Here is a 21,753-nt window from a genome sequence, read left to right as displayed (position 1 = left end):
GCGGGGCGCCAATTATGACATTTTGATGACCTTTTGCAGTCCCGGACCTTGTTCCCTGTCAATGCTGCTGGAAGCCGCGAATCAGTGCCTGCCGCCCGCCCCGTGCGTGGTGCGCGCCGCCTCGCGATATCGGTCAGCAACGGAACATGAAAAGGGAATGTCGCCATGCAGCGAAGCAAGTCGGTCACGAAACACGCATCCTCCTCCGCCATGGCGGGCAACCGGACCGGTCTCCCGGTGCGTCTGAAACCGCTGGCGCTGGCCATCGCCATGCTGCTGCAGGCGGGCGGCGCGCAGGCGCAGCAGCCATTCAGCGGCGCCTGGTTCGCGGGCAAGGGTGCGCAGCAGGGCACGGCCGCCACCACGGGGCGCTTGCCGAATGGCCAGCCGGCTACCTCGCTGAACAATCCCCTGCTGCAGCAGCAAAAGGCCGAAGGCAAGCTGCAGCAATCGCTGAATAACCTGTTGCTGGCCGCGCGCGGCATCGCCGCCGAGCAGGCGGTGCAGGCGGCCGCGCGCCAGGCGGCGCTGGCGGCGGGCGGCGCGCCCGATGGCCTGGTCAAGGGCGGCTTGCAGGTCGACACGAACAGCCTGACGGCCGGCTGGCTCAATGCCCAGGGACCTGTGCAGACCCAGGCCGACGGCAAGACCGTCGTGAAGATCGTGCAGACGGACGACAAGGCGATACTGAACTGGGAAAGTTTTAACGTCGGCAAGAACACCAGCTTGCAATTCGACCAGAAATCGAACTGGTCCGTATTGAACCGGGTCAATGATCCGCTGGCGCGCCCCAGCCAGATCCAGGGCCAGATCAAGGCCGACGGCACGGTGATGATCGTCAACCGCAACGGCATCGTGTTTACGGGCAGCAGCCAGGTCGATACGCGCAACCTGGCGGCGGCCGCCATGGGCATGAGCGACAGCCAGTTCAAGAGCGGCCTGTACGGCAAGGCGCAGGGCACGGGCGCCGTACCGACCTTCGCGAATGACTTGCTGCTGGGCCAGAATACCTCCACGCATGGCAAGGCCGAGGCGGACGTCGTCGTCGCCGCCGGCGCGCGCATCGACACGCGCAAGCCGCAGACGGTGACGGAAGGCGGCGGCTACGTGCTGCTGGCCGGCCGCAGCGTCGACAACGCGGGTGCCATCACCACGCCGAATGGCCAGACCACCCTGGCCGCCGGCGACGCCATCATCGTGCGCCCGGGCCAGGGCACGGACAAGAACCAGTACTCGAGCACGCGCGGCAATGAAGTCGAGATGCTGCGCGTGGCGGACAGCAAGGCGGGCAGCGTCGTCAACAATGGGCTGATCCAGGCGGCCGGCGGCGACATCACGCTGAGCGGCAACACGCTGCGCCAGGATGGCGTGCTGCTGTCGAGCACCAGCGTCAACGGACGCGGCAGCATCCACCTGGCGGCGGCGGGCGAGAATGCCGGCGTCACCCTGGCGCGCGGCAGCGTCAGCGCCATTGTCATCGACGACAACGGCGCCACGGCGCTCGACGTGCAGCGCGATACCTTGCTGAAGGACACGGGCAAGGGCACGGACACGCCGCAGGACCGGCGCGACCAGTCGCTGGTGCGCATCGTCTCCGCTGGCAATGTCGAGTTCGAAGGCGATTCGCTGACCCTGGCCACGGGCGGCCAGGTGCTGGTCGACGCGGCCCGCCGCAGCCACGTGGCGCGCGACGCCGCCATCGACGTCTCGGGCGCCGTCGGCGTGAAGGTCGACATGAGCAGCAACAATGTGCTGATCAACGTGCAAGGCAACGAACAGCGTGACGCACCGGGCAGCCGCGACGCGAAATACCTGAACAACAGCGACGTGTGGGTTGACCGCCGCGACCTGGTGCTGGTGCCGGCCGGCACGAATGGCTACGCCACGGACCGCTGGTACACGGCCGGCGGCTTGCTGGAAGTGAGCGGCTACCTGAACACCAGCGGCCACGGCATCGGCGAATGGGCGGCCCAGGGCGGCACCGTCGGCTTTGGCGGCGGCGAAGTGGTGACGCAGGCCGGTTCGCGCATCAACATCGCCGGCGGTTCGCTGGACGTGCAGACGGGCATGGTCAAGCAGACGTGGCTGAAGGGCGCCGATGGCGCGATGTACAAGCTGAGCACGGCGCCCGGCGACAACCTGTACACGGGCCTGTACCGCGGCTATGAAAGCACGCATGCGCGCTGGGGCGCGAACACGACGGAAACGTACGCGAATGCCCTGATCGGCCCGCGCGAACGCCTGGAAAACGGCTATACGGTGGGCCGCGACGCGGGCCGCCTGATCGTGTCCACGGGCGCCGCCGTGCTCGAAGGCGATATCGACACCTCCGTCTTCCAGGGCGAGCGCCAGCAGCGCAAGCGCGATGACGGCATGGACAGCTACAAGCAGGCGCAGACGGCGGCGGCGCGTGCCGGTCAATTGATCGTCGGCAAAATGACGCCCGTCTTCGATCCGAAGGCGGGCCGGCTGCGCGACAGCCCGCAAGCCGTGCTGGAAAAGGTCGAGATCGGCAAGGTGGCGGGCATCGCCGATGGCCAGCTGCTGAGCGAAGCCTTGCCGGCCGCGCGCAGCAAGACCTTGCAGCTCGATGCGGACTGGCTCAACGGGCTGGAATTGGGTGCCCTGAATATCTACGCCTACGACAAGCTCGACGTCAATGCCGACGTGCGCGTGGCCGATGGCGGTGACATCGCCCTGCACGCCACCGACGTGGCCATCAAGGCGAATGTTAGCGCGCGCGGCGGCAGCATCGCCGCCGGCGACATCGTCTCGCGCTACCTGGCGGGGGCGGGCGACGTATGGGCTGAAGGCAAGCTGGTGCCGGACAACCGTCCCACGGGAACGGCCGGCGTGCGCGTGGCGCCCGGCGTGCGCCTCGATGCGCGCGGCCTGTGGAGCAACCTGGAACTCGATCCGGGCGCGGTCGCCGGCTTGCCGTATGTGAATGGCGGCAAGGTTACCCTGAAGAGCTCCGGCGGCATCGACCTGATGGGCGGCAGCGTCATCGACGTCTCGTCCGGCGCCGCCCTGATGGGCAATGGCAGCCTGCAGGGCGGGCGGGGCGGCGACATCACCCTGGCCGTCGACCTGCCGACGGAGAAAGCGCCGACGGGCGCCATGCTCAAGCTCGACGGCGAATTGCGCGGCCATGGCGTGAAGGGCGGCGGACGCCTGGTGATCGACAGCGGCGCGGCCGTCAGCATCGGCGGCAAGCTGCAGGGCGGCGACGTGCTGGCGGCGGGGACCGGCGCTGCGCCAGGCCTGCGCCTGGCCGATGAATTCCTGATCGCCCAGGGCGAGAAGATCCCCTTCGATCTTGCGCTCAGCACCAGCCTGATCAAGCCGGGCCAGGTTTTGAGCAAACCCGTGACGGCGGACGTGTCGGTGCAGAAACCGCTGGTGCTGGGAGCCGACCTGCTGGTGCCGTCAGGCGCCTATGTCGTCACCGCCGGCGGCACGTCTGTCTACCAGGGTTCCATCGTTCGCGCCGGCAGCGTGCTGACAGCCGTCAACAACCTGCCGGTCGGTTTCGTGGTCTCGGCGGCGGTCTTTCCGAACGGCTTGCCGATCCCGCCGGTGACGACGCAGTATGCGGCCGGCAGCATCGCCACCGACGACCTGCGCGCGCCGCGCGGCATGCTGCTGCCGGCCGGCACGGTGCTGGGGCGCGACGTGACCGTCAAGCCGCTGCTGGCGCTGGACGCCAGCCTGTTCCAGAGCGGCTTTGCCGACTATGCCGTCACGGGCCGCGATGGCGTGGTGGTGGTCAAGGACGCGCACATCGACGTCACCATGCCCGTGCTGCGCTTTAATCCCGCCACCGGCCACACGGTGGCAGGCGGCACCGACCCGGGCGCCGCGCTGGAAGTGTGGACGCCGCCGCTGTACCAGGAGGATGCGCGCAAGGCCCGCTTGACGCAGCGTACCGGCGCCGACCTGTCGCTGACGGCCGGCAGCTCCTACGTGAAGGGCGCCCTGGCGGTGCAGGAAGGCGCCGCCATCAAGGTCGATCCGGGCCGCCAGATCAGCCTGACGGGCAATGACCAGATCACCATTGACGGCCGCCTCGACGCCTGGGGCGGCAAGATCGCCGTCCTGCCGGGCACGTTTGGCATGGGCAATGAGGTGGATGTGCCGAACGGCAAGGGACATGCCACCTCGATCTGGATCGGTGACAAGGCCGTGCTCGACGTGGCCGGCCGCGCCACGGTCGCCACCGACATGCGCGGCGGGCGCTATGGCCGTGCCGACCAGGGCGGCAGCATCGAAATCGGCGCCCGCTACAAGGCCGATGCGGCCAGCGTCGACGTGGCCGATGCCTTTGTCGTCGTGCGTCCGGGCGCGCTGCTCGACGCCAGCGGCGCGCACGCCACGCTGGACTTGCCGCAGCAGGGCACCGTCAACGTGGCCGGCAACGGCGGTTTGATCTCGCTCAGTTCGTATAACGGCATCTTCGCCGACGGCACCCTGCGCGCGGCGGCCGGCGGCGCCGGGGCGGCCGGCGGCACCTTGGCACTGGCGCTGGACACGCCCAATTATGGCAAGGTCAACCGCTACACCTTGCAAGGCGACAACGTGGACAACGCGGTGCGCGTGCCGCGCGAAATGCAGCTGGCGCAGGTGCAGGGCGAGAGCGCCTTGCCCGACGACTTGCGCGCCGGCCAGCAGGATGCGGCGCTGCGCTACGGCAGCGCGCGCCTGGGCGCCGACCGCGTGCAGGCCGGCGGCTTCGACAACCTGGCCCTGCACGTGAACGGCATGCTCAGTTTTGACGGCGACGTCAGCCTGTCGCTGGGCCAGAGCCTGCGCCTGAGCGCCAGTTCGCTGGGGCTGGCGCAGCAGCCTTTGCCCGATGGCGAGGACAAGGCGGCCAGCCTCGCCAGCCAGGTGCGCCTGGCGGCGCCGTATGTGCGCCTGGGGACGGCCGCGCGTGCGCAGAAGGATGACTACATCGTGCCCAATGCCGTGAAAGGCTCGAAGAACCTGGGCAAGGGACGCGGCATGCTGGGCGTGCCGCTGGTGGCCGAGGATTCCTTGCTGCAGATCGATGCGGGCATGCTCGACATCGCGGGCGAGGTCAACATGGGCACGCGCGGCACCATCGCGCAGAGCAGCGGCGCCGACCTGGTGGTCGAACGCGACGCCTTCGAGCAGCTGACCCTGAGCAGCCGCGGTGACATGCGCCTGTCGAACAGCGCCGCCCTGTACCAGCCCGGCAATGCCAGCCTGGTGGCCGCGCAGATCTACCCGGCCACGGGCGACAGCGGCATGGTCACGGTGGGCCAGAAGAGCGGCATCGACGAGTATGGCAATATCCGCGTCTCGCTCGACCCGTTGCGCACGCTCAATATCGGGCGCAGCGGCGACGGCGCCACGCCGAACCAGCCGTTCTCCGTGTTCGGCACCCTGAGCCTGGTTGCGCCCACCATCAACCAGCATGGCGTGCTGCGCGCGCCGCTGGGCCAGATCAACCTGGGCGCCGAAGGCTTTGAAGCCAATACGGGCCGCGTCAATCTGTTGCCTGGCAGCCTGACCTCGGTCAGCGCGAAAGGCTTGACGATGCCCTACGGCGGCACGCTCGATGGCTTGAGCTACCTGTATGACGGCAACGATGTCGTCTTCAAGGGCGTGGGCAACGGCCCGGAGATCGCCTTGACGGGCGCCGCCATCGACGTGCAGCAAGGCGCCGTCCTCGACATGTCGGGCGGCGGCACCTTGACGGGCGCGGCCTTCCTGGCCGGACGCGGCGGCTCCACCGACGCGCGCCTCAATCCGCTGGTGCAGATGAAGCCGAACGGCGGTTTCACCTTGCCCGGCCTGAACACCAACCCCGTGTACGCCATCCTTCCCGGCGTGCAGCCGGACGTGGCGCCTTTGACGGCCGAGCAAGGCGCGGGCAAGCCCGCCGTGGGACGTCAGATCACTATCGGCGCGGGCGTGCCCGGCCTGGCGGCCGGCACCTACACCTTGCTGCCGTCGAATTTCGCCCTGCTGCCTGGTGCGTTCCGCGTGGAACTGAATGGCCTGGCCGGCGCCGTCGAGGCGGGCGGCACGGTGGCCATGCGCAATGGCTCGTATGCGACGGCGGCGCAGACGGGCGTGGCCGGCACGGCGATCCGCGACGTGGTGGCGCGCCAGGCCATCCTCACGCCGGCTGACGTGCTGCGCACCTATTCCCAATACAACGAGACGGGCTATGCCGCCTTCGCCGTGGCGCAGGCCACGCGCGACGGCGTGCCGCGCGCCGCGCTGGAGCGCGATGCCAAGGGCGTGCGCGTGCAGCTGATCGCCCCGTCCGTGCACAGCGTCAAGGACAACCATACGCCGTTGATGATGGATGGCAGCGCCCTGTACGCGCCGGCCGAGGGCGGCTTCGGCGGCTCCCTGCTGCTGGGCACGGGCAACCATGCGTCGACGCGCTACGAGGTGCTGGCCGACGGCACGGCGCCGCTGGCCGATTTCAATGGCGTCTCCGTGCATGCGTCGCAGATCAATGCCTTCGGCGCCCAGCGCGTGGGCATCGGCGGCTTGCCGCGCGTGACCTACAGCGACTTTGGCACGGGCAGCAACCAGCGCGCCAATATCGCCGCCATCAAGGAATCGGCGGGCGGCATCGTGCTGCGCGACGGCGCCGTGCTGAAGGCGGCCGAAGTGTTTCTGGTGACGGCGAGAAAAGACGACGGCATCATTCTGGAACAGGGTTCCGGCATCAATACGCTGGGCCGCGGCAAGGCCGCCTGGGACTCCCGCGACGGCTATGTGTACGAGCCCATGGGCAGCGTGCTGGCCGTCTCGAACGGCTGGCTGGACATGCTGCCGGCCGCGCCGCCGTCGTCCGAATCGTATGGTCCCGGCATCATCGATATCGGCGCCTGCGCGAAAACGGGCGGCGCCTGCGGCGGCAGCACCTCGCTGTATTCCGAGGGCACCATCGCCGCCGTGACGGAGCGCGCGTTTACCCTGCGCGACAACGTGCGCTACGGCACGCGCAACCTGGTGCTGGCGATGGGGTCGATCAATGTCGGCAGCGAGGCGTCGCTGGCCGACGCCAGCGCGCGCGGCGCCCTGCCGGACGGCCTGGCGCTGAACCAGGGCGTGCTCGACCGCCTGCTGCGCGGCGACACCAGCACGGGCGCACCGGCGCTGGAAAACCTGGGTTTGACGGCGCGCAATTCCTTCAATTTCTATGATTCGTCGCAACTGTCGACCATCGATGCGGCCACGGGCAAGTCGTCGCTGTCGCGCCTGGTGCTCAACACGCCTGCCATCTACGGCTATGGCGGCACCGACGCGCTGGCGCGCATCCACACGGACACCCTCGTGTGGCAGGGCGCGACGAATGCGCCCGGCGCCGTCGTCGCCAACGGCCCCGGCACGGGCAGCGGCCGCCTGCAGGTCGACGCCAGGCGCATCGAATTCGGCTTCACGCCGGACAGCCGTCCCGACACCATCCACAAGCTGGACCGTCTGGTGCTGGGCTTTGGCCAGGTGGCGCTCAATGCCAGCGAACAGCTGACGGCCAACAACAAGGGCAGCCTGTCCGTCTACCAGTCGCAAAGCGCGTGGGATACGGCCACCAATGGCTACCGCTACAGCGGCGGCGATTTGCTGATCAACACGCCGCTGTTGACGGGCGCGGCCGGCTCCGTCAACCGCATCACGGCGGGCGGCGCCGTCAAGGTGAGCGCACCGGCCGGTGCCGCCGCCGCCACGCCGACGAATGCGGCGCTGGCCGGTGCCCTGGGCGCCGAAGTGGCCCTCAGCGGTAACAGTGTCAGCGTGGATACGTCGGTGGTCTTGCCGAGCGGAAAATTGACCCTGTCGGCCGAGCGCGATGTATTGCTGGGTGACAAGGCCAAGCTGGACCTGGCGGGCCGCAAGATCGATTTCTACGACACCAGCAAGTACAGCTGGGGCGGCGACGTGATCCTCGACAGCCGCGAGGGCGACGTGCGTCAGGCGGCCGCTTCCGTGATCGACGTGTCGGCCGTGAACAACCGCGCTGGCAAGCTCAGCGTAATCGCCACGGGCGAGGCGGCCGGCACGGCCGACTTGCGCGGCAGCCTGCTGGGCGGCGCCAGCGGCAGCTATGACGCGGGCGGCACTCAGGTAGCCTACGCGGCGGGCGGCCTGGAGCTGCGCGCCCAGCATGTCGGCGATTTCGCCGGCTTGAACCAGCGCCTGAACACGGGCAAGGTATTCGGCAGCCGCGGCTTCCAGCTCAAACAGGGCAATCTGGCCATCGGCGACGAGCTCAAGGCGCGCGAAGTGAGCGTCTCCGTCGATGGCGGCAGCCTGACGGTGAATGGCCGCATCGACGCCAGCGGCGAACAGGTGGGCAGCATCCGCCTGGCCGGCCGCGACGGCGTCACCATCCAATCCGGCGCCGTGCTCGATGCGCACGGCACGGTGCTGCGCACGGACAGCTATGGCCAGGTGATCGAGGCGCCGAACCGCGCCGTGATCGAACTGGCCGCGCCTGGCGGCCGCCTGACCCTGGAAAACGGCGCGCGTTTCGACCTGCGCAGCGGTGACAAGGGCGGCAACTACGGCAGCATCGACCTGAACGCGCGCCGCCTCGGCGGCGCCACGGGCGACGACATCGACATCGACGCGGCTGGCGCGCTGAACATCGCCGGCGCGCGCACGATCAACGTCAATGCCTTCTGGCAATACAAGGATGCGCCAGCGGGCACGGGCAAGGATGCGGACGGCCGCAGCTACCAGAGCATCAACCAGGCTTACCTGAACGAGAAGCACGGGGACAGCCAGGCCTTCATGGCCAATGCGCTGGCGAACGGCAACTTGATGAACAACAAGCTGCGCGGCTTGCGCGGCGACGCCAACGCTTTCCACCTGCGCCCCGGCGTCGAGATCGTCAGCGCCACGCCGGGCGGCGACCTGCATATCGATGGCGACATCGACCTGTCCGGCCACCGCTATGACGGCGTCAATCCGCTGGCGCGCCTGAGCGGCGTGTACGGCTCGGGCGAAGCCGGTGCGCTGGTGCTGCGCGCCGGCGGCAAGCTCAGCGTCTTTGGCAGCATCACCGATGGTTTCGATACCAGCGTCCTGCCCGTCACGATCGATGACAAGGGCTGGCAGCTGGTGAAAGGCCGGTTGCCGTGGGGCGGCGAGGTCGTCGTGCCACAAGCGGGCCTGGTGACCCTGGCCGAAAACACCTATTTCAAATCGGGCACGAGCGTCAATTTCGCCGTGCCGATGAAAGCCATGGAGTTGCGCAGCGGTACCTTGCTGGCGGCGCGCGCCACCTTGACGGCGGAGTTGAACTTGCCTGCAGGCAGCGTGCTGGGCGGCGCCGTGCGCAATGCCGACGGCAGCGTGCTGTACGCGGCCGGCACCGTCTTGCCGAAGGCGCTGACTTTATCGAGCGGGATGCAGCTCGATGCCGGCCTGCGCCTGCCTGGCGCGGCCCAGGTGGCGGCCATGGTGTGGCCGGCGAACGTGGCCCTGCCTTTCCCGGAAGGCCGGCCGTGGGACGTGGCCGATGGCACGAATGCCGTCAATGGCGTGGTGCTGGCCTCGGCGCTGGCGCTGGACAAGGGCAGCGTGCTGCCCGCCGGCACCGTGGTCAGGCTGCCGGGCGACGTCACCATGGTGTCGCTGCGCAGCGCGGATGGCAGCGGAAGCCAGGGCCGCAACCTGGCGCTGGCGCCCATGCTGGCCCAGGGTTCGCAAGCGTGGTCGCTGCGCCTGGTGGGCGGCGCCGATACGGCGGCGGCCGACACGCGCGCGTTGAAACCGCATGCGAAGGACGCCCATCTGATGCTGGCCGATACGCATTACGGCCTGGACGCGGTGACTTCCATCGTGCCGGGCACGGGTTCGCCGGCCAAATATATCTTCAGCGAAGCGGCTCTCCTCGAAGGATATCCCGAAGGCGAGGTTGACATCAGCTGGTTTGGCGACGAGGCAAACATGCTGGAAAACTATGGCTATCTGGTGGTCAAGGTGGCCGACGGCACGCCGCCTGAGAAGGTGACCAGCGTGGAGCCGGCGCGCCAGCCCCTGTTCAGCGTGCTGCGCACGGGCACGGGCGACCTCGATTTGCTCGCCGCGGGCGACTTCGACATGCGTTCGCTGTATGGCGTCTACACGGCGGGCACGCAGTCGGCCTCGCCGCTGGTCGGCGGCAAGGATCTGTTCAACCTGCCGCGCGGCCTGAACGCCAAGGGCCAGCTGCTCGGTGCGCTGGGCACGGACTTTACGCCGTTTGTCGATGGCGGCAGCCAGAGCCTGTACCGCGCCTGGTATCCCGAGCACGGCGGCAATCTGCTGCTGCGCGCCCAGGGCGACGTCAAGGGCGATACGCTGGGCACCTCCACGCAACGCCGCGAGGATGCCATCGGCTGGCTGCGCGCGCAGCAGGACAGCAGCGATATCGGCACCTGGCTGTGGCGCCAGGGCAGCGGCAGCACGGGGGGCGGCGTGCCGACGGCATGGTGGATCAATTTCGGCACCTATGTCGCGCGTCCCGAAGGCGTCGACCTGTTCTCGGGCTTGCCGGGGCTGTCGGGCTTTACGGGCATCGGCACCCTGGGCGGCGGCAATCTGCTGCTGCAGGCGGGCGGCGATGCCGGCATGCTGGCCTCGCGCGCCGATCCGGGCGGCGAGTTCGCGCCGCGCAGCCAGGGCCTGAACGTGGCCGTGGGCAGCACGGGCAGGGTGACGCCGGACGGCAAGCTGCTGCTGACGGGCGGCGGCGACCTCGATATCCGCATCGGCGGCGGGCTGAACCCCGTGGCCGAGGTGCGCAGCTTCGACAGCAATAGCGACCGTCCTAACCCGAATACGCGTTTCGAACGCCAGATCCCTGGCCTGAACAGCACGCTCACCAACCTGCGCGGCGCGCTGCGCCTGGAGGCGGGCGCCGTGGGCGGCATCGAATTGCGCTTCGACCGCGCCGATCCGACGGAATCGCGGCCGTACGAAACCTACACGGCGGGCACGGCGATCGCCAGCGGCGGGCCGATTCTGGTGCCGGGCGACAGCGGCGTGCGCATCGATGCGCGCGGCGACGTGGTGCTGGGCGGCGTGGCCGATGCGGGCCGCGTGAAGCAACTGGGCTATGGTTCGCCGTTCAGCTACCAGGGCGTGGAGCGCACGGGCGAAGGCTGGAGCTGGTTCTCGCTGTGGACGCCGGCCACGGCCATCGACCTGTTCAGCGCGGGCGGCAACCTGACGCCCACCTCGTCCTGGATCAATGCGATGGCCGGCGACAACCACGCGCCGACGGACGGGCGCTTCGTCATGCCGTCCGTGCTGCGCGCCGTGGCCGCCAGCGGCAGCTTGTACTACGGCAATGCCAGCCTGGGCAGGCTGGGTGATGGCGGCAAGGTGGACATGCCGCAAAACGGCGTGATCCTGGCGCCGTCGCCAGTGGCGCCGCAATTTGTCAGGACGGGCGCGGGCCAGCTGGAAATGCTGGCCGCCGACTCCATCCATGCGGCCGGTTATCCGATCACGCCATCGGGCGCCGACCCGCGCCTGCTGCCGAATCCATTCAACCCGGGCTTCGTCGGCGCACTGGACAAGGTCTGGTTCGGCCTGCTGCCGCTGCATAACGTCAGCGCCGATGCGCTGGCGCCGGGGCCATTGAAATGGTTTGGTACGACGTCGAATGGCGCCAGCGATGCCAATCAGCAAGTGTATCCGCTGTTCAGCATGACGCCGCCGACGGTCTCCGACTATGTGCCGGCAGGCCAGATGCCTGCGCACTTCTATGCCAACAACGGCGACATCGTCGGCCTGCGCACGGGCGGCATCGTGTACCGGGCGAAGCTGAAGGGCGAAACGGGCCCGCTGGGCCTGTGGTACGAGGGCGGCGGCGCCGTGGCCGTGCGTGCCGGACGCGACATCGTCAACTCCGGCACGCCGCTGGGAACGGTCGAGAGCGTGCCGGACGGCGCGGCGGGATGGACCGGCCAGCCCTTTGCCAACAGTCCCGAGCTGCCGGAAAAGCCGGTCGTCTTCGGCAGTTCGTCGGCGCGCGGCAATCTGTTCGTGCACCGCCATGCCGACGACGTTTCCGTCGTCAGCGCCGGGCGCGATATCCGCTACAGCACCTTCTATGTGGCGGGGCCGGGCCAGCTCAATGTGAGCGCCGGGCGCGACCTGTACATGGCCGACAAGGCGGAATTGCGCAGCCTCGGCTCCATCGTCAATGTCGGCCAGGACAAGCGCGGCGATGGCGCCGGCATCAGCGTGGCCGCCGGCGTGGGCCGCAACGGTCCCGACTACGCGGCCTTCGCGGCGCGCTACCTGGACCCGGCCAAGCTGGCCGATCCAAGCAAGCCGCTGGCCGACCAGGCCGGCAGCGCCGTGTATGTCTACGGCGGCAAGCTGACCCTGGCCGACTGGCTGCGCGGCCAGTTTGCCTACAGCGGCGACGAGGCGGGCGCTGCCGCCTTCCTCGGCACGAAGCAGGCCGAGCTGGAGAAAGCCGGCCAGCAGACGGGCGGCGTGCGGCGCGACCTGGCGCGCGAATACGCGCAGGTCAGCCAGCTGCACCTGGTGAACTGGCTGACGACGCGTTTTGGCGGCGACAGCGGCCTGGGCATCCGCTACGACCCGGCCACCGATGCGCGCAGCTTCTTTGCCGCCTTGCCGAAGGAACAGCAGCAGGTGTACCTGAGCAATGTCTACTTTGCCGAGCTGAAGGCGGCCGGACGCGAGTACAACGATGCGGACGGCGCGCGCCGCGGCAGCTATCTGCGCGGCCGCGAAGCCATCGCCACCCTCTTCCCGGCGCAGGACAAGGCGGGCAAGAAGATCGAGTACCAGGGCGATCTGACGATGTTCAGCAGCGCGCTGTACACCGTCAGCGGATATGGCGGCGTGTTCACCAAGCGTCCCGTCGCGGGCGTGCGCTACCTGAGCCCGCAGGAATGGGCCGAGGCGGGCCGTCCCGACTACAACGTGCCTTACGTGACCGTCAACGATGCCGGCATCCACACGGATTTCGGCGGCGACATCGGCATCACGGTGCCGGGCGGCCGCGCGCTGATCGGCGTCGACGGCGGCTATGCGCCGGGCGAAGGCTCGGGCGTGCTGACGCAGGGACAGGGCGACATCCAGATGTATGCGAAAGACAGCATCCTGCTGGGCCAGAGCCGCATCTTTACTACCTTCGGCGGCAACATCCTGGCCTGGTCGGCCACGGGCGACATCAACGCGGGCCGCGGCACGAAGTCCACCGTCGTCTACACGCCGCAGCGCCGCGCGTACGACAGCATCGGCCTCGTCAGCCTGTCGCCGAGCACGCCGACGACGGGCGCCGGCATCGCCACGCTCAATCCGATCCCGGAGGTGCCGCCCGGCGACATCGACCTGATCGCCCCGCTGGGCAGCATCGATGCGGGCGAGGCGGGCATCCGCGTCTCGGGCAACGTCAATCTGGCCGCCCTGCAGGTGGTGAATGCGGAAAACATCCAGGTGCAGGGCAAGTCCACGGGCGTGCCAACCGTCGCCTCGGTGAACGTGGGAGCACTGAGCAATGCCAGCGCGGCCGCGACACAGGCCGTGACGGCGGCGCAGGACGTGCTGCAGCGCGAACGGGCCGCCACGCGCCAGGCGCAGCCATCGTTGTTCACCGTGAAAGTGTTGGGTTTTGGCAACGAGCAGGCGGATGAGGGCGGCACCGGCAAGCAGCAGGGCGGCGAGCCGCACGCGTCCAGCTACCAGCCGGCCGGCGTGGTGCAGGTGCTGGGCGCGGGACCGTTGACGGCGCCGCAGCTGCAGGCGCTCACGCCGAACGAGCGGCGCGGACTGCAACCGTGAGTTTTATGAACATTTGATGACATTCGGCAGTCGTCGCGCGCGGCGGCTGTCTAGGCATCAGTAGATGAACATCAGCAACAAAAAAACGCCGGCCCAGCGCCGCAATACAGGGCAACCGTTTGATTTTAAGGTGAATGGAAGATGCGTGAAATGACAACCAAGGGCAGGGGCGTGCCGCCAGCGGCGCCTGCAACCGCCTTGACGATGCTGTGCCTGGCCATGCTGGCGTTGCCCGGCATGGCGCGCGCGCAGGATGCGGTGCCGGCGGCGGCCCCCGTGGCCGCGCCGGAACGGCAAGTGACGATCGAGGAATACCTGGTGCGCGGCAATACCGTGCTCGACGCCCGCGCCATCGAAGAGGCGGTCACGCCCTTCCTGGGGCCGGGCCGCACTTTGAAGGACGTGGAAGGGGCGCGTGACGCCCTCGTTGCTGCATATCAAGCCCGGGGCTACCAGTCCGTCTACGTGGACTTGCCGGAGCAGCAGGTGGAGCAGGGCGTGGTGGTGCTGCAGGTGAGCGAAACGAAGGTGGGGCGCTTGCGCGTGGTCGGCGCGCAATACAACTCGCCGCTCGACGTGCGCCAGCAAGTGCCGGCCCTGACGGAAGGCACGGTGCCCGACTTTACGCAGGCGCAAGTGGAACTGACGGCCCTGAACCGCGGTCCCAAGCGCCAGGTGATGCCGCTGGTCAAGCAGGGCAGCCTGCCCGGCACCATGGACGTGGACCTGAAAGTGGACGACAGCAGCCCGTGGCGCGCCAGCGTGGGCTTGAACAACGATTACAGCGCCGATACGAAGAAATTGCGTACCAGCATGTCGGTCGGCCACGACAATCTGTGGCAGCTCGGGCATAGCGCCACCATCAGCTTTTTCGGCACGCCGGGCGACCTGAACCAGACCAAGGTGTGGTCCGCCTCGTACGTGGCGCCGATCGGCACGCAGGGCTGGAGCGTGGAAGCGACCGGCTACCAGTCGAACAGCAATGTGGCCAGCACGGGCGGCACCAGCGTGCTGGGCAAGGGCCATGCGCTGGGCATGAAAGTCAACTACACGGTGCCCAACAGCGGCATCTGGTGGCACAGTTTTTCTGCCGGCATCGATTTCAAGGATAACCAGGAAGCGCTCAAGCTCAATGGCACGGGCAGCAATATTCCGCTCAAGTACGTGCCCCTGAGCGTGTCGTATAACGGCTTTGCGCAGACGGAGGCGGCGACGTATGGCCTCGGCCTGTCGCTGGTGGCCGGCACGCGCGCTTCGTTCGGCTACGGCAGCGACAGCGCCGCCTATGACAACAAGCGCTACAAGGCCTCGCCCAGCTTCCTCGTGTTGAAGGGCGACGCCAATGCCACCACTACCCTGGGCAGCGGCGCGCAGCTGTACGGCAAGCTGGCGGGCCAGCTGGCCGATGCGGCGCTCGTGTCGGGCGAGCAGATGGCGGCCGGCGGCGCCAATTCCGTGCGCGGCTATCTGTCGGCCGAAGCGACGGGCGATTACGGCGTGTCCGGCACGGTCGAATGGCGCACGCCCCAGCTGACGTATTTCAGCCGCCTGGAAAATTGGCGCCTGTTCGCTTTTGCCGATGGCGCGCGCCTGCGCCTGCGCGATCCGATGATCGAGCAGAAAGACCTGTTCGGCCTGGCCTCCGTGGGCGTGGGCAGCAGCTTCCAGTTCCTGCGCTACCTGAATGGCCGCATCGACTTTTCGTATCCGCTGCGCGATGGCCCGCGCACGCACAAACACGTGCGCCGCATCAATTTCAACCTGTCGGCCAGCTACTGACGGGCCAGCTCAACAGCACTGCACTTTTTTAGACTTTTCTTCGGAGAATCACTGTCATGCAACGTTTTCTTTTTCTGCTCACGATCCTGGGCACGCTCGTTCCCGGCCTGGCGCATGCCTGGTGGCAGCCCGACTGGGCTTACCGCAAACCCGTCACCGTCGACGCCGGCCCGAAGGCGGGCGCGGTGGGCGGCGATCCCGGCCGCATCCCCGTGCTGCTGCGCTTGCATTCGGGTAACTTCAACTTCGAAGGCGTCAGCGATAACGGCGCCGACCTGCGCTTCGTGGCGGGCGACGATAAAACGGTGCTGAACCACCAGATCGAGCAATTCAATCCGCTCTTGGGCATCGCCCTGATCTGGGTCGACGTGCCGGCCCTGACGGCCGGTACGCCGCAGCAGCTGTGGATGTACTACGGCAATCCGAAGGCGCCCGCCTCCGGCAACGGCCAGCGTACGTTTGACCCCGACTACAGCCTCGTGTATCACTTCAGCGAACCGGGCGTGCCCTCGCGCGACAGCACCGCCTACGGCAACCATGCCCAGACAGCCGTGCCGGCGCTCGACGGTTCCGTCATCGGCGCCGGCGCCCGCCTGGGCACCACGCCATTGATGCTGCCCGCCTCGCCATCGCTGGCGCTGGCCGCCGGCGCGCCGTTCACCTTTTCCGCCTGGGTGCGTCCGGACAGCCTGGGCGCCCAGCAAGTGCTGTATGCGCGCCGCGACGGCGCCAATGAATTGCTGATCGGCGTGGACCAGGGCGTGCCTTTCGTGCAGGTCAATGGCCAGCGCAGCAAGCCGGGCCAGCCTATCCAGGCCGCGCAATGGTCGCACCTGGCCGTCAAGGCCGACAAGAACAATGTGGCCCTGTACGTGGGCGGCCGTCCGGCCGTCTCGCTGGCCACCGCCCTGCCGGCATTCAGCACGGCCGCCTCGGTGGGTACCGACGCGCCGCCGGTCGCCGGTGGCGCCGCACTGGCCAACTTCACGGGCGCCATCGACGAGCTGCGCCTGTCGCGCACGGCCCGTCCCGACGCCCTGCTGCTGGCCGACGCCGTCTCGCAAGGCTCCGAATCGCGCCTGGCCGTGTTTGGCGCCGATGAACAGCAGGCCGGCAAAAGCCATTTCGGCTTCATCATCGCCGCCATGCCGCTCGACGCGTGGATCGTCGTCGGCGTGCTGGGCCTGATGATGGTCTTGTCGTGGATCATCATGATCGGCAAGGGCCGCAGCTATGGCGCCATCTCGCGCGCCAATGCCCAGTTCATGCAGTCGTTCCACGAAGCGGCCGGCGCGCCGCTCGATCACCTGGCGCGCAACGGCAAGCTGAGCGCTTCCGTGAAAACGGATTCCTCGCTGTGGCGTCTGTATGACGTGGCCATCGACGAGATGCGCCGCCGCCACGACCGCGGCTACGACTTGAACGCCGTCTCAAACGCGACGATCGGCGCCATCCGCGCCGCCATGGATGGCGTGATGGTGCGCGAAAGCGAGCGCATGTCCAAGCGCATGATCTGGCTCTCGACCACCATCGAAGGCGCGCCGTACGTCGGCCTGTTCGGCACCGTGATCGGCATCATGCTGGTGTTCGTCGTGGCGGCCATGGCGGGCGCCGTGGACATCAACTCGGTGGCGCCGGGCATGGCGGCAGCGCTGCTGTGTACGGCTGCCGGCCTGGGCGTGGCGATTCCCGCCCTGTTCGGCTACAACTGGCTGTCCTCGCGTTCGGACGCCATCGTTGCCGATATGGCCGTCTTCGTCGATGAATTCGCCACGCGTCTGGCGGAAGAGCAGGGCGACGGACGCCAGATGCGTCCCGCGCTGCATCAGGCGTGAGGGGCGCATAACCATGGCCACCTCCGCCAAGTTTACCCCCCGCAAGCGTAGCGGCGGCATCAACATCACGCCCTTCGTCGACGTGCTGCTGGTGGTGCTGGTGATCTTCATTTTGACCAGCAACGCCAGCATCCCCGGCATCAAGGTCGACCTGCCCAAGGCCAGTTCGGCCATGGCGCTGGAAAAACCGAAGACCAAGGCCATCACCATCGACAACGCGGGCCAGGTCTTCCTCGACGCCTATCCCGTCACCCTGCCCGAGCTGGAAGAGCGGCTGCGCACGGAAAAGGCGCTGACGCCCGACTTCCCCGTGATCGTGCGCGGCGACGCCGCCGTGCAATACGCGAAAGTGGTCGAAGTGCTGGACCTGCTGCGCCGCATCGACCTGAACCAGGTGGGCCTGGTGACCGGCAAGCCGGCATGAGGAGCGCAAGGTGAAGCGTGACGACATGATGAAGACGGCCGGCTCGGAATCGTCGGGCGCGGCGCAGTGGTGGCGCCGCTGGGGCGGCGTGGCCGGCGGTGCGCTGCTGGCCGCTGCGCTGGCCGCGCTGGTCTGGTATTTGCTGTCCGATACGGCGGCCACCAAGCGCGAAGTGGCGGCGCCGCCGATGCTGATGCTGCCACCGCCGCCACCGCCGCCGCCGGAACCGGAAAAACTGCCGGAACCGACACCGGACAAGGTGGTGCCGGAAGTGTCCGAGCCGGAACCGACGCCTGCCGACAAGCCCATGGATGACGCGCCGGAAAGCCCGTCGCCGGACAAGGGCGACCCCGTCACCATCGACGGCGCGGCGCAGGCCGGCAGCGACGCGTTCGGCATCCAGGCCGGGCGCGGCGGCGGCATGAGCGGTAGCGGCGGTGGCGGCGGACTCGGCGCGGGATCGTATGGCCGCTACGTCGCCAACGCGCTGCAGCTGGCGTTCGCCCGCGACCCGCGCACGCGCCAGCTGGCGTTCGCCGACATCCGCGTCGACCTGTGGCTCGATACGGAAGGCAGGGCGACGAAAGTGCAGCTGGTGCAAGGCACGGGCAATGCGCAGACGGATGAGCAGGTGCTGGCCATGGTGCGCGACTTCCGCGCCGATGAGCGGCCGCCGGCATCCCTGCGTTTCCCGGCCCGGGTATCCATTAAAGGCCGCCGGCCATAGCGTCCCCAATTCATATTAATTTTTTTCGAAAGAAACAATGAATTCCATATTTTCTTCCCCACAGCGTGCGCGCCGTCTTCCGCTGGCGCTGGCCGCTTTCGCCCTGAGCGTGGCGGCGGGCGCGGTACAAGCGCAGGCACCGGCCGACAGCACCATGGTCAAGCTGATCCGCGGCCTGATCCAGAGCGGCGCCCTGAACAAGGATGCCGGCGAAGCCTTGCTGGCGCAGGCGCAGAGCGAAGCGCTGGCCGCGGCGCAAGCCCGTCCGGCCGCCGCACCGGCCGCCCTGGCGCAGGTGCAGCCTGGCGACGTGCGCGTGCCGTATATTTCGCAAACCGTGCGCGAGCAGATCCGTGACGAGATCAAGGGCCAGGTCATGGCCGAAGCAAAAGCGGGCGGCTGGGCGGCGCCGAATGAAACGCCGGCCTGGACCAAGCGCATTCGCCTGGAAGGCGACGTGCGCGCGCGCTACGAATCGCGCTACTACGACATGGCCAACAGCAATATCGAGATCGACTGGCGCTCGCTCAACAGCGGCAGCGGCTACGACGTCAATTCGAACACCAACCTGGCCCTGCCGGCGTTGCTCAACACGCGCGAAGACCGCAAGCACTTGCTGCGCGCCCGTGCCCGCCTCGGTATCCTGGCCGACATTTCTGATACCACGCAAGCGGGCATCCGCCTGGCCAGCGGTAATGACGACAGCCCGGTATCGACCACGCAAACTCTCGGTGGCGGCCTGGGCAAGAAAAACATCTGGCTGGACCAGGCCTGGCTGTCCTACCAGCCCGCTTCGTGGCTGAAACTGACGGCGGGCCGCTTCGACAATCCATTCGTGTCCGGCGACGAACTGTTTTCCAGCGAACTCAATTTCGACGGCATCGCCGCCAAGGTGCAGCAGCCGGTCGGCGAGAGCAAGGACGTCACCGTGTTCGGCACCCTGGGCCTGATTCCGCTCGAGTATTCGTCCGACAATGCGCCTAGCCGCAGCCAGGCAAAAATGTCGAGCGAAAACAAATGGCTGCTCGGTGCGCAAGTGGGCGCGTCGTGGAAGATCAATAGCGACCATCAATTGCGCGGTGCGCTGGCCTACTACAACTTCCGCAACATCAGCGGCGAGTATTCGCAGCCGTGCGCCTTGTACGCGGGCGCCGATGGCTGCAGCACCGACTGGTCGCGTCCATCGAGCATGCAAAAGGGCAATAGCTTGATGTTGCTGCGCAATATCGCCCTGAACCCGCTCGATCCGGCCAATACGCCGCAGCCGCAATTCGTGGGCCTGGCGTCGAAATTCCGCCTGGCCAACCTGAATGCGCGCTGGGATAGCAAGGTCGCGGGCGGCACGGACTTGCGCATCGAAGGCGACTATGTGCGCAACATGGCCTACGACAAGAATGAAATGTGGGCGCGCGCCAAGGGCGGCATCATGAATAACTTCGGCGGCACGGGCGGCGTCTCGCAAGCTGATTTCAAGAGCGGCGGCAATGCCTACATGCTGCAGGCGACCCTGGGCAAGGCCAGCCCGGCGGCGCGCGGCGACTGGAACGTGCTGCTCGGTTACAAGCGCATCGAACCGGACGCCTTGCCTGACGCCTACAACGATTCCACCTTCCATCTGGGCGGCACGAATGCGCGCGGCTACTACCTGGGCGGCGCGTATGCGCTCGACAAGAATACCTGGCTGAACGGCCGCTGGACGTCGAGCCGCGAAGTGTTCGGTTCGGCACTGTCGATCGACACCCTGCAAATCGAATTGAACGCGCGTTTTTAAGGAGCCATGATGTTGATATCCAACAAAATGCGCCTGCCTTTATTGCTGTTGAGCTTGCTGGCCGCCGGCACCGCCCAAGCGCAAAAAGGGCAAAGCATGGAAGAGCGTTTGCGTGCCGAGTTGCGCAATGTCACGGCGCAGCTGCAGCAGACGCGCGGCGAACTGGAAGCGCTGAAAGCCAAGGGCGTGCCGGCCGCCAAGGCGGCGCCCGCCGCCGCCGCGGCGCCTGCCAGCGATGGCTTGAAAAAGGAGCTGGCGCGCAGCCAGTCGCAGCTGGCGCAGGAACGCGCGCAGCGGGAGAAACTGGCCGCCGAGCAGCAGCGCAGCGCCGCCGCCGCACAGGAGGCAACCGCGAATTTGGCGCAGTACCGCCAGGCCGGCGAACGGCTGGCCGTCACGGGCAAGCAGATCGAAGCGGAGCGGGCGCGCCTGGACGGCGAAGTGGCGGTGCAGCGCAGTGCCCTGGCGCGCTGCGAAAGCAAGAATGCCCAGCTGTATGCGGCAGGGAAAGAGATCCTGCAAGCGTATGAAAGCCTGGACGTGCTCGACGTCATGAAAGCGCGCCAGCCGTTCGCCGCGCAAAGCCGGGTGAAACTCGAACAAATCGCGCAGCAGTACGGCGACCAGCTGTACCAGGGCCGCTTTGATGCGCGTCAAACCGAAGCGGCAGCAACGCCGGCCGCGCCCGCGCCGGCCCCCCAATAATCTTTTTGAAATGAATGGAATGACGATGGAAAACACGAATAGCTTGCTGACCACCCTGAACGCTGAACAAACGGCCGAGGCCATCAAGGCGGCCGGCTGCGCCGTCACCAGCATCGAACACGACGGCGTCGTGCGCCTGCACAGTGCCAGCCATGGCATCGGCTTTCAGGTGCTGTGGGGTAACGAAGCCGCGCCTGGCCAGTACGCGGACCTGACCCTGAGCTGCCCGCTGCGCGTGCAGGGCGGCGACTTGCCGGCCGGTTTGCTGGCCGAATGGCACCGCAGCAAGCGTTTCGCCCGCGTGGCCCAGCATGGCGATTTCGTCGTGCTGGAGATGGATGTGCTGGTCGCCGGCGGCGTCAGCAAGGAGTACCTGAATATCAATCTGCAACTGTGGACGCAGATGATGGGCCAGTTCTTCTTGTTTTTGCGCAACTTTACGCCGGCCGATACGAGCACGGCACCGGTAGTCGAGGCCGCCAGCGTGGCCGAAGAAGAAACTGTGCCGGCCTGATAATCCCTCCACAGGCGGCGAAAAAAGGCCCATGACGGGCCTTTTTTGCCGTCAGCGGACCCCAAGTGTCGTATTAAATACTTATTTTTTAGGCATCGCGCATTAAAACTGCTCAAAGAGCGTGTGTGAATCAAGCCAGCAACGCCTGTATGGCGGATAATATTGCCTGTTGCCGATTTGGATACGACCTTTACA

At 67.6% G+C, this 21,753-nt stretch carries 8 protein-coding genes; all 8 read left to right on the top strand.

What is annotated here, in order from left to right; genetic code table 11:
- Positions 1-165 precede the first annotated feature (165 nt).
- Positions 166-13,803 (top strand): filamentous haemagglutinin family protein, encoded by a 13,638-nt coding sequence (locus IGS60_RS24885; RefSeq protein WP_230506493.1) that lies wholly within the window; start codon positions 166-168, stop codon positions 13,801-13,803.
- A gap of 141 nt (positions 13,804-13,944) precedes the next feature.
- Positions 13,945-15,582 carry a ShlB/FhaC/HecB family hemolysin secretion/activation protein gene (locus IGS60_RS24880; protein ID WP_230506492.1) on the top strand — a complete coding sequence of 546 codons (1,638 nt, stop codon included), beginning with the start codon at positions 13,945-13,947 and terminating at the stop codon, positions 15,580-15,582.
- 56 nt (positions 15,583-15,638) lie between these two features.
- Positions 15,639-17,417, top strand: coding sequence for a DUF2341 domain-containing protein (locus tag IGS60_RS24875; RefSeq protein ID WP_121670715.1), 1,779 nt, complete (start codon positions 15,639-15,641; stop codon positions 17,415-17,417).
- A 13-nt stretch (positions 17,418-17,430) separates the two neighbouring features.
- Positions 17,431-17,841 carry a biopolymer transporter ExbD gene (locus tag IGS60_RS24870; RefSeq protein WP_034753784.1) on the top strand — a complete coding sequence of 137 codons (411 nt, stop codon included), beginning with the start codon at positions 17,431-17,433 and terminating at the stop codon, positions 17,839-17,841.
- Between the two features lie 10 nt (positions 17,842-17,851).
- The gene (locus IGS60_RS24865; protein ID WP_227742072.1) at positions 17,852-18,568 is read left to right on the top strand and encodes an energy transducer TonB; all 717 of its coding nucleotides are present in this window, start codon (positions 17,852-17,854) and stop codon (positions 18,566-18,568) included.
- Between the two features lie 37 nt (positions 18,569-18,605).
- Positions 18,606-20,339, top strand: coding sequence for a putative porin (locus IGS60_RS24860; RefSeq protein WP_230506491.1), 1,734 nt, complete (start codon positions 18,606-18,608; stop codon positions 20,337-20,339).
- 6 nt (positions 20,340-20,345) lie between these two features.
- Positions 20,346-21,044, top strand: coding sequence for a hypothetical protein (locus IGS60_RS24855; RefSeq protein WP_230506490.1), 699 nt, complete (start codon positions 20,346-20,348; stop codon positions 21,042-21,044).
- Positions 21,045-21,069: 25 nt separating this feature from the next.
- Positions 21,070-21,558, top strand: a complete 489-nt coding sequence (locus tag IGS60_RS24850; RefSeq protein ID WP_230506489.1) for a YbjN domain-containing protein — start codon at positions 21,070-21,072, stop codon at positions 21,556-21,558.
- Positions 21,559-21,753 lie beyond the last annotated feature (195 nt).

Source organism: Janthinobacterium sp. FW305-128 (assembly GCF_020858135.1).
Taxonomy (GTDB): Bacteria; Pseudomonadota; Gammaproteobacteria; order Burkholderiales; family Burkholderiaceae_D; genus Janthinobacterium.
The sequence above is the reverse complement of the archived record's forward strand: the minus strand, read 5'-3'. Positions and strand labels throughout refer to the sequence as shown.